Genomic DNA, 15,838 nt, shown 5'->3' on the forward strand with positions numbered 1-15,838 from the left:
AAGATGGAATTAACAGTAAAAGACATTCAAACATGGTTAGACAATTATTCAAAAGTTATTGAAGAAAAAAAAGACTATTTAAGTGAATTAGACACGCCGATTGGTGATGGGGATCACGGTAACAACATGGCTCGTGGTATGGCTGAATACAAAATTGCGTTTGACAAAAAAGTACCAACAACAATCACGGAGACATTTAAAGTCCTATCCATGGCTTTGATTTCAAAAGTTGGCGGAGCTTCTGGTCCTTTATATGGTACTGCGTTTATGAATATGACTAAAGCGACAAAAGATTTGGAAACCATCAGTTCGCCAGAGCAATTAAAAGAAATTGTTCAGCAAGGTCTAGCTGGGATTCAGATGCGTGGCAAAGCTGAACCAGGAGATAAAACGATGGTTGATGTCTGGGCACCTGTTGCTGAAGTAATTGGAACGGAACAATTTAATGAAGAAAAAATTGAACAATTTGCTGAAGCAACAAAAGATTGGGTGGCGAAAAAAGGACGTGCCTCTTATTTAGGGGAACGAGCAATTGGTCATATTGATCCAGGAGCAGCATCTAGTGCATTATTATTTGAAGAACTAGTCAAAGTAATCAATCAATAACAGTGAGAAAAAAGTTTAGCAAGTGCCTCTCTTGAAGCGCTTGCTAAGCTTTTTTATAAATAATGGTTTCTTTTGTTCATCTATGGGATAATTTAAGTAACAAAAAATAACAAAGATAGACAAATGGGGGATTTAAAAATGAAAAAGCATGTGATTGTGGGATGTTTATTAATCGTTAGCTCAATGTTTGTAAGTGCTTGTGGAAATTCATCAGACGTGACCACAGAAAAAACCAGTGTCACAAAACAAGTCGAAGCTACGGGACAAAGCACATCCTCTTCCGTAGACCAAACCAAGTATGATGCCATTATTAAAGAAGCTAAAAAGTTAACGGCAGAGGGGCAATATAAAGAATCAGAAGAAAAATTAGCTACGATCCCTGTTAGCGATTTAGGGAAACCACACTATTCGATCGTTAAAGAAACGGTTGAGAAACTAAATAATCAAAATAATGAAGGCTTAAAAAGACAAGAAGAAGTCGCGGTTGAAAAGCAAACGAAGTCGAGTCCGGCACCAACGGAATCACTTAAACCAATTCCAGATGAATTTGCTAAATGGGCAACCACGTATCTTTTTTATTATCCACGAGGAGATCAAAAGCAAGCGGGTTTAATCATTGAAGCGAATGGAGCGGTCACGCAGACGAATACGAATGGCGAAATTTACACAGGAAAAGCCGAAATAAGTGGAGCTTCGGGCACTATTTTAAGTTATGATACGACTAGTTATCGCCCGACGACCCAACCAGCTACAAAATCGATTACTCCAAATGTTAAAATCACTGTTACTTGGAACAATGGCGGCGGTGTTGATGTTTATTATGGCTACGTTTCTTATTCACAACGTTTAGCTTTGACAGATGGTATCGCCGTGACAGACGGGGTCAAAGAAGTTTGGCTTTCATAAAAAGAGCTAGACATTCAAGTTTTTGCTTGAATGTCTAGCTCTTTTGTTGATTGAATCGGGGGATTTAAATACTTAGTTTCGATAAGAACGAACGGTATTATTAATAGCAGAAATACTATATTTTAATTCATCTTCTAACGTTTGATCAATGTCTGTGTCTAAAGTTTCTGCAAACATGGCTTCATATTCAGCGATAGAAAGTTCTGTCCGATTATCCAGCAGTGCTAAATGAGTTTCTTTTTGTAAATGATTTTGATAACCAGCTACTAATTCACCAGTGAAAAATTCAGCGACAGCACCAGAACCATAACTGAATAACCCAATTTGATTGCCTGCGGTTAAAGTCGTTGCATTTTCTAAAAGGGAAATGAGTCCCAGATAAAGTGAACCCGTATACAAGTTTCCTACGCGACGACTATAGATGATGCTTTCTTCATAACGGGCTAAAATTCGTTCCTGTTCTGCTTCAGTTTGGTCGGAGATTTTTGCTAATAAGGCTTTTTTGCCCATTTTTGTGTAAGGAATATGGAACGCTAAAGCATCATAATCTGCAAAATCAAGACCGGTTCGTTTTTTATGTTCATCCCAGACTTGGGCAAAAGATTGGATGTAGGTTTCGTTTGACAAAGGACCATCGACCATAGGATATGGATGGCCTGTTGGACGCCAAAAGTCATAGATATCTTGCGTCAGCATCACATTATCCTCTTTTAAAGCCAAAATGCGCGGTTCACTAGCAACTAACATTGCAACCGCCCCAGCTCCTTGTGTAGGCTCACCGCCAGAATTTAAGCCATATTTTGCAATATCTGCCGCTACGACCAAGACTTTTTTATCTGGATGTAAGGCTACGTGATTCTTAGCTAACTGTAAGCCTGCTGTTGCTCCGTAACAAGCTTCCTTGATTTCGAAAGAGCGAGCGAAAGGTTGAATCCCCATTAAACGATGTAAGACAACTGCGGCCGCTTTTGACTCATCGATACTGGACTCAGTCCCGACAATCACCATATCAATGGCCTCTTTATCTTCTTTGGTCAAGATCGCTTCTGCGGCATTGGCTGCAAATGTCACAATATCTTGGCTGATTGGGTTCACCGCCATTTGGTCTTGCCCAATACCAATATGAAATTTTCCAGGGTCTACATTTCTGGCTTCAGCCAGTGCCGTCATATCAATATAATAAGGGGGCACAAAAAAACTAATTTTATCAATCCCAATTGTCATTTCTTTAACTCCTTTACGATAAATAGATTCATTATATAAAATAGCACGAAATGAACCAAAATGGGGAATTTTTGTATTAACTTCATAGATTATTAAAAAATATCTTATAAGTCTGTTAACATTCAGTAATTGGCACTTGTGATTCTGGGATTATATGATATATTTCAAGATGGAGGTGCATTTAGTTGAAAACAGTAGTTATTATTGATGCATTACGAACACCAATTGGAAAATATAAAGGCAGCTTAAGTCAAGTAAGTGCCGTAGACTTAGGAACACATGTTACAACACAACTTTTAAAAAGACATTCCACTATTTCTGAAGAAATTGATCAAGTAATCTTTGGAAATGTTTTACAAGCTGGAAATGGCCAAAATCCCGCACGACAAATAGCAATAAACAGCGGTTTGTCTCATGAAATTCCCGCAATGACGGTTAATGAGGTCTGCGGATCAGGAATGAAGGCCGTTATTTTGGCGAAACAATTGATTCAATTAGGAGAAGCGGAAGTTTTAATTGCTGGTGGGATTGAGAATATGTCCCAAGCACCTAAATTACAACGATTTAATTACGAAACAGAAAGCTACGATGCGCCTTTTTCTAGTATGATGTACGATGGGTTAACGGATGCCTTTAGTGGTCAGGCAATGGGCTTAACTGCTGAAAATGTGGCCGAAAAGTATCATGTAACTAGAGAAGAGCAAGATCAATTTTCTGTACATTCACAATTAAAAGCAACTCAAGCACAAGCAGAAGGGATATTCGCTGACGAAATAGCCCCATTAGAAGTGTCAGGAACGCTTGTGGAGAAAGATGAAGGGATTCGCCCTAATTCGAGCGTTGAGAAGCTAGGAACGCTTAAAACAGTTTTTAAAGAAGACGGTACTGTAACAGCAGGGAATGCATCAACCATTAATGATGGGGCTTCTGCTTTGATTATTGCTTCACAAGAATATGCCGAAGCACACGGTCTTCCTTATTTAGCTATTATTCGAGACAGTGTGGAAGTCGGTATTGATCCAGCCTATATGGGAATTTCGCCGATTAAAGCCATTCAAAAACTGTTAGCGCGCAATCAACTTACTACGGAAGAAATTGATCTGTATGAAATCAACGAAGCATTTGCAGCAACTTCAATCGTGGTCCAAAGAGAACTGGCTTTACCAGAGGAAAAGGTCAACATTTATGGTGGCGGTATTTCATTAGGTCATGCGATTGGTGCCACAGGTGCTCGTTTATTAACGAGTTTAAGTTATCAATTAAATCAAAAAGAAAAGAAATATGGCGTGGCTTCTTTATGTATCGGCGGTGGCTTAGGACTCGCTATGCTACTAGAGAGACCTCAGCAAAAAAAAAACAGCCGATTTTATCAAATGAGTCCTGAGGAACGCCTGGCTTCTCTTCTTAATGAAGGCCAGATTTCTGCTGATACAAAAAAAGAATTTGAAAATACGGCTTTATCTTCGCAGATTGCCAATCATATGATTGAAAATCAAATCAGTGAAACAGAAGTGCCGATGGGCGTTGGCTTACATTTAACAGTGGACGAAACTGATTATTTGGTACCAATGGCGACAGAAGAGCCCTCAGTGATTGCGGCTTTGAGTAATGGTGCAAAAATAGCACAAGGATTTAAAACAGTGAATCAACAACGCTTAATGCGTGGACAAATCGTTTTTTACGATGTTGCAGATCCCGAGTCATTGATTGATAAACTACAAGTAAGAGAAGCGGAAATTTTTCAACAAGCAGAGTTAAGTTATCCATCTATCGTTAAACGGGGCGGCGGCTTAAGAGATTTGCAATATCGTACTTTTGATGAATCGTTTGTATCTGTCGACTTTTTAGTAGATGTTAAGGATGCAATGGGGGCAAATATCGTTAACGCTATGTTGGAAGGTGTGGCCGAGTTGTTCCGTGAATGGTTTGCGGAGCAAAAGATTTTATTCAGTATTTTAAGTAATTATGCCACGGAGTCGGTTGTTACGATGAAAACGGCTATTCCAGTTTCACGTTTAAGTAAGGGGAGCAATGGCCGGGAAATTGCTGAAAAAATTGTTTTAGCTTCACGCTATGCTTCATTAGATCCTTATCGGGCAGTCACGCATAACAAAGGGATCATGAATGGCATTGAAGCTGTAGTTTTAGCTACAGGAAATGATACACGCGCTGTTAGCGCTTCTTGTCATGCTTTTGCGGTGAAGGAAGGTCGCTACCAAGGCTTGACTAGTTGGACGCTGGATGGCGAACAACTAATTGGTGAAATTTCAGTTCCGCTTGCTTTAGCCACGGTTGGCGGTGCCACAAAAGTCTTGCCTAAATCTCAAGCAGCCGCTGATTTGTTAGCAGTGACGGATGCAAAAGAACTAAGTCGAGTAGTAGCGGCTGTTGGTTTGGCCCAAAATTTAGCGGCGTTACGGGCCTTAGTCTCTGAAGGAATTCAAAAAGGACACATGGCTCTACAAGCACGTTCTTTAGCGATGACGGTCGGAGCTACTGGTAAAGAAGTTGAGGCAGTCGCTCAACAATTAAAACGTCAAAAAACGATGAACCAAGACCGAGCCTTGGCTATTTTAAATGATTTAAGAAAACAATAAAAAATAGTTCAGCAGAAATTATTCTGCTGAACTATTTTTTTTCACATTAGGTAGCCGTTTCAGGCCACGAATTGGTTTTACTTTTAAGACATCTAAGAAGAAAGTGAACACAGGGATTCCTACAATAAGTCCCCATACACCAAAGAGACGCTCACTAACTAATAAAATGACAAACGTATAAAAGATTGGTAACTCTGTTTTACTAGACATAAATTTAGGATTTAGCACGTAAGATTCAAATAAATGGACGATTGTAATTAAAGCTAAGATATAAATCACATCGTTCAAGCCACCTTGGGAATAAGCGATGAAACTTAGCGGAATGCAGGAAATAATCACACCAGCAACTGGGACTAAGCTCAAAATGAAGATCATAATAGCTAAACTAGGTAGCTGAGTAAAGCCGATTATCGCCAAGGCCAAGGTAGTAATGACTGTATTCACCACAGCAATGAAAAACTGAGCTTCCATTACGACACCAAATGTGTTGACGAACTTGTTGGCAAAATAATAGATATCCTGAAAAAACCAATCAAAATCACTTTTTAAAAATAACTTAGAAAAATCAGCCATTTGCTTCTTCTCAATCATAAAGAAGAAACTTAAAATAAAGGACATGACAAATGATAAACCGACAGCACCAATATCTTGAATGTAGCGTAAAATCATTGAAGCGCCATTCTGGAGTTGAGAGAGTAAATTAGATTTTTCCAAGTATTGATCAATAAATTGCAATACTTGATTTGTATCTGTATGTGGACTTTGATAAAAATCAACTACAGAATTAATCATTTGAGTCGTTTGGTTAACTAGAACGGGAACATATTTAGTAATCGCTAAATAGATGAGAAAAACAACCAATGCATAGGTTAAGAGAACGATGACAAACGTCGGGATTTTCATATAGCGTTGAACAAAATGGACCAAACGAACAGCTAAATAGGTAAAGATAAATGTTAAAAGAATTGTTGTAATCATACTTCTGGATAAATAAAGCACAAAAATAATCAAAGCAAGGACGCAAAAACGTCGCAAACGTTCATTTTGAATAAATTTTTGATACAAACTCATAGGGGAAACTCCTTCTTTACTGAATAATCAATCCTGTTAAGAATAACATAACCATACCGATGGCAGCTAGGCCGCAAACAATAATATGGCGGCGTTTGTACATCACTACAATGGCGATGAACTCTCGAATAAACGCGTTAGGTAAAAAATAAAAAGCGGTTTTTGCACCAATGCCATCAGCTTTTAAGCCAGCCATTCGAGCGAAAAGACCCGCTCGGAAAAGGTGATAATTGTTTGTAGTAAAAATGGCTTGGAAATTAGCATTTCCAAAATCCTCAATCATTGTTTCTTTGGAAAAACGCATATTTTCTAGTGTGTTTTTTGAATGAGCTTCTACTAAAATATCATCATCAGGAATACCTTGTGTTAAAGCATACATTTTCATCGCGACACTTTCAGGAAGTAATTCATCGGGGCCTTGGCCACCAGACATGACGATTTTTGGTGGATTTAACGTTGCGCGATTTTGAGCCTTGTAAAATTGAATGGCTTTGTTGATGCGGGCTTGCAATAACGGCGGCACAATCTCACCATTGATTAACCCCGAACCTAACACAACAATATAATCCTGTGTATATTTTGGCTGATTAAATTGATACAACGTAGAAACAGTTAAAAAATTATAAAAAACAAACGCGAAATAAGTCAAAATAAATGGCGCAATAGTTAAGGGTAAGGAGAGCCACGTTGGTAACAACGATTGAAAAAAGAAATTATAAATTAATAGTAATGTTAAGCCAATTGCCAGCAACAACGTCAACAAGTTCCCTAAAGAACGACCTTCTTTTCTCATAACAACGACCGCATTCCAATAGAGGAAAATAATTAAGGCATAGAGTCCTAAAGCCAAAGCGATAAAAATCGCCAGCAGGGCAATAATTGCTAAGGTGATTAGAAAGTAGTTGTTTGTACGAATCGCAGTAATCCCTAAATAAGTCGCTAGAACCACAAGAAAAATATTAAATAATGTTCCATTCAGTAAACGCCTTTTTTCTTTGAAGTAGAAGAGCGCAAACAAGCCAAAAAAAGCAATGGGAATTAAAAAGAAGGCTGTGCCACGAATGATTTCTAAATATAAAACATATGAGAAGAACATAAAGACAGTCCAGCCAAACATCCACGGCAACCAATCGTGTTCTTTTTTCTTTTTCCGCCACGAGGGAATGAAAAAGAGACCCAATAAATAAACACCTAAAAAGGTTAAATCACCATAAAATTGCATAAATAAACTCCTTTAAAACATTTTTCCTCTTCAGTATAACGAAAACTCTTCAAAAAAAATAGAGGAAGCACTTAGTTTCAGAAAGTTTTCTTGTTCTTTTTTTTATAAAAAAAACCTGACGATTAACGTCAGGTTTTTGAGTCAGTATTGTTTAATTAAGCTTTAGTAACGTTAGTTGCTTGAGGGCCACGTTGACCTTCTTCGATTTCGAAAGTTACTGCTTGACCTTCTTCTAAAGTTTTGAAGCCGTCACCTTGGATAGCTGAGAAATGTACGAATACATCGTTTCCGTTTTCTGCAGTGATGAAGCCAAAGCCTTTGTCTGAGTTAAACCATTTTACTGTACCTGTTTCCATAATAAATATCCTCCTAGATGTGTGTTATAACACATTCATATTTTGCAATTACTTGAAAGGTGAAAAATGTGGAAGATGTTTATTTGAAACAGCTACCCATATTACCGAACAAAAACTACATCTATTACTATAGCATACTAACTGGTTTTTGTATAGCGATAACCTTATTTTCTTTTTTATCGGATGTTTTTTAAAAACTAGAAAGTGAAGATAAGGCTGTTATAGTGCTGTTTCAATAAGTCTCAGAAAAAAAGCCCATTGTAAGGCGCTTTCTTACAATGGGCTTTTTGCCTGTTTTTAATAACGGAGGATAGCCGCTAAAGACTTTTCATCTGGTGCAGCTTTTTGGTCTAAAACAAAAACTTGACCGCCGTTTTGAATGACTTGGTAAGCAATGGTGTTTAAAAGTTTGCGGCGATCGTACTCTTCAGATGACATTTCATTGTTTTCAGTAACAAAGAGTGACGTTGCAATAAAAAGATGGGAAATTTTGCCGTCAGCTGCCGCTGGCGAAATATCTGTAAATTGATCTAAGAATTTACGATCTAGTAATTTGTTATAAGAAGCTGTTTCTTTTTCTGTTAACTCTGCAGCTATTTTTTCACTAGCGCTGCGGATATCTTGAATGGTTGCTTGTGCAGGTGAAGCAGCAACTGAAATTGAGCAATCATAATAAGGATTTTTAGCAATCTTTTTAAAGAGTGTTTGGTTTTCTGGTAAAGCATAAAGATAAAGCGGTAATTTTTCAGGATTATCCAGTTGATCTTTTAAGAAAGTATCGACTGCTTGATAGTAGTTCACCCAATCAATTTCAACTTCTTTATCTTTAGTATTGATGCTATGATAAGCGACACCTTCTTTAGAACCGTTAGAACTACCTTGAGTTGAAAAGTTTAAATTACCACCCGTTAATTCATCACCTAAAGCTGTGACCACGTCTGTTGGCGCGTCTTTAGGCAATTCAACAGGAGTCACAGTCGTATGATCGACTTTGTAAAGTTTCATTGAATCGCGATTTAGAGCAAGTAGGTAATAATGGTAGTTAAATTGTTTGTCTTTGACTAGTCCAAGTAAATAAGGGATCGTGTCCACGTAATATTGATCGTCAACGGGCACATCTAATCGTTGAACAAAGGTGTTTTCTGGAGATAAGATGATTGAAACACTTGCTGTGCCGTTGCGCCAGAAGGAAGCATCAGCTAGAAGTGCGTCAATTTTTTCTTGGAAAACAGCCCATTTTTCCTCAGGAAATTTTTTTTCAAAGCGTGTTTTTGCCGCTTTTGCAAAATTTTTCAAAACAAGCGAATCTTTTTCTACGTTTTGATGAGCGACATGGGTGTTAAACAAGAAAGTAACAAACGGTCCATGAACTTCTTCAGAAAATAATGTTGATAAGCTATCTTTTTTTTGATTTGCCATAATAAAATCCCCCTTCTAAAAGTAAGTGTAGCACAGGAAATCGAATGTTTAAAACAATATGTTCAATAAAAGAAAACGCTTTAAATAATCTAAATAAAGGACTGTTAATGGTGTTCTAATAAAAGTTTTATAAAAAATATAGCTGAAACTCATGATAAAAAAGGCACAAACCACTATACTTACGTTATGCCAATTATCCCGAATTGGTTTTTTCATACTTACTCCTACCAAGAGTAAATAACAACCTTCATTTCCACCACAGACGACGGTCGTGGTGGTTTTTTTGTTTAGGTTCTAGTTTTTGCTATCAATGACTAGGAGAAGTGAACGTTCTTTAAGAATTTGTCATTTCAAATTTACGGAACCGCAAGAAACGATTTGCTTCTTCCTCTAACTGAGTAATTTCTTCTTCTGTTAACTCTTCCGTAGTAATGTGAATATGTAACTCTTTTTGTGTGCTTGTCATAGGTGCCTGATGATTAATCTCTGTTTGTTGGGTGCGGCCCATTAAATAGTCCAAGGAGACAGAAAAATAGTCTGCTATTTTTAAAAGATTCTCTACTTTAGGCGAAGAGGTATCCCAACGACGAATTTGTCCATTGGAAATGCCGACGTTTCTTTCTAATTGGGCGAGGGTTAGTTGCCTTGACTGAGCTAATTGTTTAATGCGAGAAATTAAGGTCATTTCAAGTCCTCCTTGTGTTTTCCGTTTGCTAATTTTAAATTAGCGTAAAAGCGAATGGTTGTCAATTGCGAGCGTGTAATAAGAAGGTGAACATCTCATGAGTGATTTTTTAGAAAATTTCCGATGAAAAAAAGAAGAAATAGAGTTATTATTAGTAAGTAAACTGTTTTGGAGCGAGAGGGGATGAATCAATGGAGAAAATTAAAAGTTACCAAGAGGATTCTGAAGTGCAGAAAAATCGTTGGTGGATCTTAGTTTCTGTGGCTATGTTTACCTTCATGTCTACATTAGATTCCAGCATTGTAAATATTGCTTTACCGACTATTTCAAAAGAAATGTCCGTACCCATGAATCAAGCGGAATGGGTCGTATCTATTTATTTAATGGTTGTCTGTGCTTGTTTATTATTATTTGGAAAAATTGGCGACAGTTTTGGAAAAATAAAAGTTTATCGAATTGGCACGGTTATTTTTACGATTGGTTCGTTACTTTGTGGCTTTAATCAATCGCTGAGCTTTCTATTATTTGCGCGAGTCGTTCAAAGTATTGGTGCTAGCATGACCATGGCGACCAATTCAGGAATTATTACGGAAGTATTCCCTTTAAATGAAAGAGGGCGGGCGCTTGGTGCAGTAGGTGCCTTTGTCTCTTTAGGCGCGATTGCTGGTCCTGGGATTGGTGGATTGATCTTATCAAACTTTTCTTGGTCGTATATTTTTTGGATTAATGTTCCCGTGGGGCTAGTTACAATTTTAATTGGTGAAAAGTTTCTACCAAAAGATATTACAAAAACAAAAGAAAAAATCGATTTTTCAGGATTTGCTTGTATTGCCATTGCGATTATGACGTTCTTCGGCGGGATTTTCCTCGGACAAGAGAGCGGGTTTGGCTCGTTACAATCCTATTTATTGTTCATTATTGCAGTAATCGCATTAGGATTATTTATAATGGTTGAACGAAAAAGAAAAAGCCCACTTATTAAGTTCGCAATTTTTAAAAACAAAATTTTTACTTTAAGTTTATTGTCCGCCGTTTTAATTTTTGCCTCAAACTTTTTTGTAAATGTTGTCATTCCATTTTATTTGCAGGATGCACGCAAACTAAGTGCTAGTTATGCTGGTCTATTAATGATGGTATTTCCGTTATTAATGGTGGTTGGGGCTCCTCTGAGTGGCTATTTGACGGATAAAATTGGCCCAGGTATTTTAACATTTGGCGGATTGTTGCTCTTGTGCTGTACGTCGTTAATGTATATGTTTTTAGATATGAATTCGCCTATCTGGTATTATGTGATTGCAACAGCCATTATGGGCTTGGGAAATGCACTTTTCCAGTCTCCAAACAATACAATGGTTATGAGCAGTGTTGAAAAGCAAGATTTAGGTGTAGCAGGAAGTATGAATTCTTTTGCTAGAAACTTAGGAATGGTCATTGGGATTGCGTTGTCAACGACCATTTTATATCGTGGTATGAGCGAAGCCTATGGTGAACGAGTAACCACGTATCTGGCTAATCGCCCAGATATATTTATTGTGGGAATGCGTGAAACCTTTTTTGTCGCCTTTCTATTATGTGTGGCGGCCTTTATATTAACGATTTTACGTTTTCGGAAAACAACCAAATAAGTAAAAAGAAGCAGACGAGAAAGATTCATGATTTTTCTCGTCTGTTTCTTTACTAGCTAAGAAAATAAGCAAATGCGATTGTATATTTCTAATTCTCTGTTACAATAAAGAAAGTAAACTGTACTAAACTGTACTACTTTTAAGAATGAATTTGACGATTAATTATCATAAGAGTGTGTAGAAAATACCGTAGGAGGAATACAAATGGAACTGATAGGACATGGACATTCATGTATTGAAATTCGTCTAAACGACGGCACGAACCTTTTATTTGATCCTTTTATTAATGGCAACCCTTTAGCGGACGTTTCACTTGAAGATTTACACCCTGATTACATCTTAATCACCCACGGACACAGCGATCATATTGGCGATATGCTAGCAATTGCTCAAGCCAACAAGGCAACGATTATTGCGATAGCTGAAGTGGCTACGTATGCACAGTCGCAAGGGGTAAAAGCGCATGGAATGAATCTAGGTGGGCGTTATGTCTTTCCTTTTGGTTCGGTTAAATTTGTGCCAGCTTTGCATAGTTCCGGTTATGAAATAGACGGCGTAATGACCTACATGGGCGAAGCAAGTGGGATTATTTTAGAAGCAGAAGATAAAAAAATTTATCACGCTGGTGATACGGCGTTGTTTTCAGATATGCGCCTTTTTGCAAAAGACCAATCCATTGATGTAGCGTTCTTACCAATTGGCGATAATTACACGATGGGACCAGAGGATGCGCTACAAGCAGTCTCTTACTTAAATCCCAAAATAACCATTCCAATTCATTACAATACCTTTCCTGTTATCCAACAAAATCCAGCAATATTCGTAGAACAAGTAGTTGGCGGGAAAGTATTAAACCCAGGAGAGACGATCCTAGTTTAGGAGGAAATTATGGCGACGAAACATGATCAAATTTTAAAACATATTGAAGAATTACCAATTGGCGATCGAATCTCTGTTCGAAGCATTGCCAAAAGTTTAAGTGTTAGTGAAGGAACAGCGTATCGGGCCATCAAAGATGCAGAAAATATTGGGCTTGTTTCCACCATTCAACGTGTTGGTACGATACGAATTGAGCGGAAGTTAAAAAAACATATTGAAAAATTAACATTTGGTGAAGTGGTCCGGATTATTGAAGGGGATGTGTTAGGCGGTAGCTCTGGTCTAGACAAAGTCCTTAATAAATTTGTAATTGGTGCGATGACAGAAACCGCGATGACGCGATATATTACTCCCGGATCCTTAATGATTGTTGGTAACCGCCAAGGCGTGCAAAAGCTTGCTTTAGAAAATGGGGCAGCCGTTTTAATTACAGGTGGATTTGAAACATCTGAAGAGATTGCGCAGTTAGCAGATCGTCTGGGTATGCCTGTCTTGAGAACCACATACGATACATTTACTGTGGCTACTATGATTAACCGTGCTTTAAGTGATCAGCTGATTAAAAAAGACATTTTACTCGTCAGTGATATTTATACAGCGCTTGAAAAAACCAATTATTTGTTGACAACTCAAACGATTGCAGATTATCAGGCATTATCTGAAAGTACCCATCATTCTCGTTTCCCAGTAGTAAATAAGAAATTACGTTTAGTGGGGATTGTCACAGCCAAAGATGTCATTGGTAAAAGTGAACATTTAACCGTGGATAAAGTCATGACAAAGGACCCCAATGTTGTGAAAAAGATGATGAGTGTAGCGAGTGTCAGTCATCAAATGATTTGGGATGGTCTAGAAGTCATGCCGGTGGTGGAAGATGATTTAGCGCTTGTTGGGATTGTTTCTCGCCAAGATGTGATGAAAGCTATGCAATTGGTGCAACGACAACCACAAATTGCAGATACAATTTCAGATCAAATTTCCGGGGAAGTGATGCCTGTTGAAGAAAATGGCAAAGAAACAACCCGTTTTCGTTTTTCGGTTGCGCCCCAAATGGTTAACAGTGTTGGTACTATCTCGTTCGGTGTCCTAAGTGAAATTATTTCTAACGTGACACAACGAACAATGTTGATGAATCAAAAAAGAAATGTACTAATTGAACAAGTGAATCTACATTATTTGCGGCTAATCCAGTTGGAAAGTGAATTGGACATTCGTCCACGGATTTTAGAAATTGGTCGTCGCTCTGCAAAATTAGATATTGAAGTTTATTTAGAAAATGTCATTGTGGCAAAAGCAATTGTTGTTTGCCAAGTGATGGAGAGAACGTAGGAGGCTACAAAGAATGGACGTAGTAAAAGAAATTATGGCAGCAATTAAACAATATGAAACAATTATTATTCATAGACATCAAAGGCCGGATCCAGATGCAATTGGCTCACAGGTTGGGTTAGCAGAACTCTTAAGAGCGAGCTTTCCTGAAAAAAATATTTATCAAGTAGGCGGACCAGTGGAAGGCTTAGAGTTTTTAGCTGAAATGGACGTTATTACTGACGATGTCTATCGAGGTGCATTAGTCATTGTAACAGATACTGCAAATGCTCCACGAATTAGTGATGCGCGTTTTTCTTTAGGCGATCAATTAATTAAAATCGATCATCATCCGAATGATGAACCTTATGGAGATTTAGTTTGGGTGAATACAAATGCAAGTAGTTGTAGTGAAATTATTGTTGATTTTTGGCAACAGCATTTAGCAGAATTAACGATGACAGATAATGCAGCTCGTTTATTGTATGCTGGGATTGTGGGGGATACAGGACGTTTTCTTTATCCTTCCACTTCGGCGCATACACTCGCTGTCGCTGCGCAATTGCGTACGTTTAACTTTAATGCCGCAGACTTAAATCGTGAGTTAGACCAAATGCCTTTAAAGGTTGCTAAATTAGCGGGTTATATTTATCAAAATTTAGAAATCGACGCAAATGGCGCTGCTCGTGTCGTTTTACCACAAAGTATTTTAAACAGTTATGATATTGTCGATTCTGAAACGGCAGCCATTGTTTCAATGCCAGGAAAAATTGAAGATGTTCTCTCATGGGCAATCTTTGTTGAACAGCCGGAAGGTTATTATCGCGTTCGGTTACGTTCCAAAGGGCCAATCATTAATACAATTGCTAAAAAACATCATGGCGGCGGCCATCCTTTGGCAAGTGGCGCTAATGCACGTGATGCGGCTGAAATTGAAGTGATTTACCAAGAAATCCAAGCAGCTTGCCAAGAGTGGGCGCAAAAATAAATAAGTAATTAGAAAGTAGTTATCGGACGTTGATAAATCATTAGGACTACTTTTCATTCACTAGAAAATAAGGTAAAATGAAAAAGAATTATTTTTTACAAAGGAGAACGTTAATGACAGAGCAATTACCAAACTGCCCTGAATGTGGGTCGGCATATGCCTATGAAGATCGCGGATTATTTATTTGTCCAGAATGCGGTCATGAATGGTCACCAACAGAAGAAGTTGCAGAAGAAGGCTTAGTAGTTAAGGATTCAAATGGCAATCTTTTAGCGGATGGTGACAGTGTTACTGTAATCAAAGATTTGAAAGTTAAAGGTGCCAGTGGCGCAATTAAACAAGGCACAAAAGTGAAAAACATTCGTTTAGTGGAAGGTGATCATAACATCGATTGTAAGGTAGATGGCTTTGGTCCAATGAAGTTAAAATCAGAGTTTGTTAAGAAAAATTAAATTTCATTTGAATGATGAGACAGTAAGAGTCTAGGACACAACCATCGTCCTAGACTCTTACTAATGTTTATCGGTCTTGTATTTTATCATTGTACGAAGGCCGTGCCAAGCGTTGTAAAGTGTGAGGATTAACCCGATACCTAAAGGAATCCATAACCATTGCGGAGAATAAGCGGCATCTTTTAACGTTTCAGGGTTGATGGTCCATGATTCTTGCAATACTTGGAAACTAAAAACCATGAGAAATGTTGAAATAAGTAACAAAATAAACCGTAAATAATGAATCGTTGTTTGACGGTGAATCAGTGCAAAGAGTAAGTAGAGCACAAGTAAAAATAGCGGCACTCCAAACGCAAAATATGGCTGTAACATGAGAACGTCCTCCTTTTTCTTAATGATACTGCAAAGGAGAGGATTTGCAAAATAAAATTTATTGTTGGTACATTTTTTTAGAAACAAGTATAGTGTTATTGAGGCATTCATACTTGAAATTGTTTATC

At 37.8% G+C, this 15,838-nt stretch carries 15 protein-coding genes; 8 read left to right on the plus strand and 7 right to left on the minus strand.

Annotated features, from left to right (window positions below; all coding sequences use genetic code 11):
- The first annotated feature begins 3 nt into the window (after positions 1–3).
- Together dhaL and IGJ37_RS05690 are read left to right on the plus strand one after the other, a co-directional pair.
- A complete protein-coding gene (dhaL, locus tag IGJ37_RS05685; protein WP_002360441.1) occupies positions 4–606 on the plus strand; it encodes a dihydroxyacetone kinase subunit DhaL in 603 nt (200 codons plus the stop codon).
- 123 nt (positions 607–729) lie between these two features.
- The gene (locus tag IGJ37_RS05690) at positions 730–1,512 is read left to right on the plus strand and encodes a hypothetical protein (protein WP_325814776.1); all 783 of its coding nucleotides are present in this window, start codon (positions 730–732) and stop codon (positions 1,510–1,512) included.
- 72 nt (positions 1,513–1,584) lie between these two features.
- Here the strand turns inward: IGJ37_RS05690 and IGJ37_RS05695 are convergent, their stop codons facing one another.
- Positions 1,585–2,736: a hydroxymethylglutaryl-CoA synthase gene (locus tag IGJ37_RS05695; protein WP_002357756.1), complete on the minus strand. Its 1,152-nt coding sequence runs from the start codon at positions 2,734–2,736 to the stop codon at positions 1,585–1,587.
- A gap of 185 nt (positions 2,737–2,921) precedes the next feature.
- Between IGJ37_RS05695 and IGJ37_RS05700 the strand changes: the two genes are divergently transcribed.
- Positions 2,922–5,333, plus strand: coding sequence for a hydroxymethylglutaryl-CoA reductase, degradative (locus IGJ37_RS05700; protein WP_325814777.1), 2,412 nt, complete (start codon positions 2,922–2,924; stop codon positions 5,331–5,333).
- An 18-nt stretch (positions 5,334–5,351) separates the two neighbouring features.
- On the opposite strand, the gene IGJ37_RS05705 is transcribed toward IGJ37_RS05700, so the two are convergent.
- The 5 genes from IGJ37_RS05705 to IGJ37_RS05725 form a co-directional block, all read right to left on the minus strand.
- The gene (locus IGJ37_RS05705; RefSeq protein WP_325814778.1) at positions 5,352–6,404 is read right to left on the minus strand and encodes an AI-2E family transporter; all 1,053 of its coding nucleotides are present in this window, start codon (positions 6,402–6,404) and stop codon (positions 5,352–5,354) included.
- A 16-nt stretch (positions 6,405–6,420) separates the two neighbouring features.
- A complete protein-coding gene (locus IGJ37_RS05710; protein WP_002382277.1) occupies positions 6,421–7,626 on the minus strand; it encodes a YdcF family protein in 1,206 nt (401 codons plus the stop codon).
- Positions 7,627–7,781: 155 nt separating this feature from the next.
- A complete protein-coding gene (locus tag IGJ37_RS05715; RefSeq protein ID WP_002357750.1) occupies positions 7,782–7,982 on the minus strand; it encodes a cold-shock protein in 201 nt (66 codons plus the stop codon).
- Positions 7,983–8,279: 297 nt separating this feature from the next.
- Positions 8,280–9,401 carry a hypothetical protein gene (locus IGJ37_RS05720; protein WP_002357749.1) on the minus strand — a complete coding sequence of 374 codons (1,122 nt, stop codon included), beginning with the start codon at positions 9,399–9,401 and terminating at the stop codon, positions 8,280–8,282.
- Between the two features lie 334 nt (positions 9,402–9,735).
- Positions 9,736–10,086 (minus strand): helix-turn-helix domain-containing protein, encoded by a 351-nt coding sequence (locus IGJ37_RS05725; protein WP_002365589.1) that lies wholly within the window; start codon positions 10,084–10,086, stop codon positions 9,736–9,738.
- Between the two features lie 191 nt (positions 10,087–10,277).
- On the opposite strand from IGJ37_RS05725, the gene IGJ37_RS05730 reads away from it, so the two are divergent.
- From IGJ37_RS05730 to IGJ37_RS05750, 5 genes are all read left to right on the plus strand, one after another.
- A complete protein-coding gene (locus IGJ37_RS05730) occupies positions 10,278–11,711 on the plus strand; it encodes an MFS transporter (protein ID WP_002357746.1) in 1,434 nt (477 codons plus the stop codon).
- Between the two features lie 204 nt (positions 11,712–11,915).
- Positions 11,916–12,590 (plus strand): metal-dependent hydrolase, encoded by a 675-nt coding sequence (locus IGJ37_RS05735; RefSeq protein WP_002410711.1) that lies wholly within the window; start codon positions 11,916–11,918, stop codon positions 12,588–12,590.
- Between the two features lie 9 nt (positions 12,591–12,599).
- Positions 12,600–13,919, plus strand: a complete 1,320-nt coding sequence (locus tag IGJ37_RS05740; RefSeq protein WP_002357743.1) for a DRTGG domain-containing protein — start codon at positions 12,600–12,602, stop codon at positions 13,917–13,919.
- A gap of 13 nt (positions 13,920–13,932) precedes the next feature.
- Positions 13,933–14,886, plus strand: coding sequence for a DHH family phosphoesterase (locus IGJ37_RS05745; protein ID WP_002357742.1), 954 nt, complete (start codon positions 13,933–13,935; stop codon positions 14,884–14,886).
- 113 nt (positions 14,887–14,999) lie between these two features.
- Positions 15,000–15,338 (plus strand): zinc ribbon domain-containing protein YjdM, encoded by a 339-nt coding sequence (locus IGJ37_RS05750; RefSeq protein ID WP_002357741.1) that lies wholly within the window; start codon positions 15,000–15,002, stop codon positions 15,336–15,338.
- Between the two features lie 60 nt (positions 15,339–15,398).
- On the opposite strand, the gene IGJ37_RS05755 is transcribed toward IGJ37_RS05750, so the two are convergent.
- Complete coding sequence (locus IGJ37_RS05755; RefSeq protein ID WP_002382283.1) at positions 15,399–15,797, minus strand: hypothetical protein; 399 nt, start codon at positions 15,795–15,797, stop codon at positions 15,399–15,401.
- Positions 15,798–15,838: the final 41 nt, after the last annotated feature.

It is taken from the genome of Enterococcus sp. AZ104 (genome assembly GCF_050546705.1).
Classification (GTDB): Bacteria; Bacillota; Bacilli; order Lactobacillales; family Enterococcaceae; genus Enterococcus; species Enterococcus faecalis.

Excerpts from the sequence above, each read along its gene's own strand:
- IGJ37_RS05690 (WP_325814776.1), top strand. The coding sequence starts at position 730 with ATGGGGGATTTAAAAATGAAAAAGCATGTGATTGTGGGATGTTTATTA.
- IGJ37_RS05735 (WP_002410711.1), top strand. The coding sequence starts at position 11,916 with ATGGAACTGATAGGACATGGACATTCATGTATTGAAATTCGTCTAAAC.
- IGJ37_RS05730 (WP_002357746.1), top strand. The coding sequence starts at position 10,278 with ATGGAGAAAATTAAAAGTTACCAAGAGGATTCTGAAGTGCAGAAAAAT.
- IGJ37_RS05750 (WP_002357741.1), top strand. The coding sequence starts at position 15,000 with ATGACAGAGCAATTACCAAACTGCCCTGAATGTGGGTCGGCATATGCC.
- IGJ37_RS05715 (WP_002357750.1), bottom strand. The coding sequence starts at position 7,982 with ATGGAAACAGGTACAGTAAAATGGTTTAACTCAGACAAAGGCTTTGGC.
- IGJ37_RS05695 (WP_002357756.1), bottom strand. The coding sequence starts at position 2,736 with ATGACAATTGGGATTGATAAAATTAGTTTTTTTGTGCCCCCTTATTAT.
- IGJ37_RS05720 (WP_002357749.1), bottom strand. The coding sequence starts at position 9,401 with ATGGCAAATCAAAAAAAAGATAGCTTATCAACATTATTTTCTGAAGAA.
- IGJ37_RS05745 (WP_002357742.1), top strand. The coding sequence starts at position 13,933 with ATGGACGTAGTAAAAGAAATTATGGCAGCAATTAAACAATATGAAACA.
- IGJ37_RS05740 (WP_002357743.1), top strand. The coding sequence starts at position 12,600 with ATGGCGACGAAACATGATCAAATTTTAAAACATATTGAAGAATTACCA.
- IGJ37_RS05725 (WP_002365589.1), bottom strand. The coding sequence starts at position 10,086 with ATGACCTTAATTTCTCGCATTAAACAATTAGCTCAGTCAAGGCAACTA.
- IGJ37_RS05710 (WP_002382277.1), bottom strand. The coding sequence starts at position 7,626 with ATGCAATTTTATGGTGATTTAACCTTTTTAGGTGTTTATTTATTGGGT.
- IGJ37_RS05705 (WP_325814778.1), bottom strand. The coding sequence starts at position 6,404 with ATGAGTTTGTATCAAAAATTTATTCAAAATGAACGTTTGCGACGTTTT.
- dhaL (WP_002360441.1), top strand. The coding sequence starts at position 4 with ATGGAATTAACAGTAAAAGACATTCAAACATGGTTAGACAATTATTCA.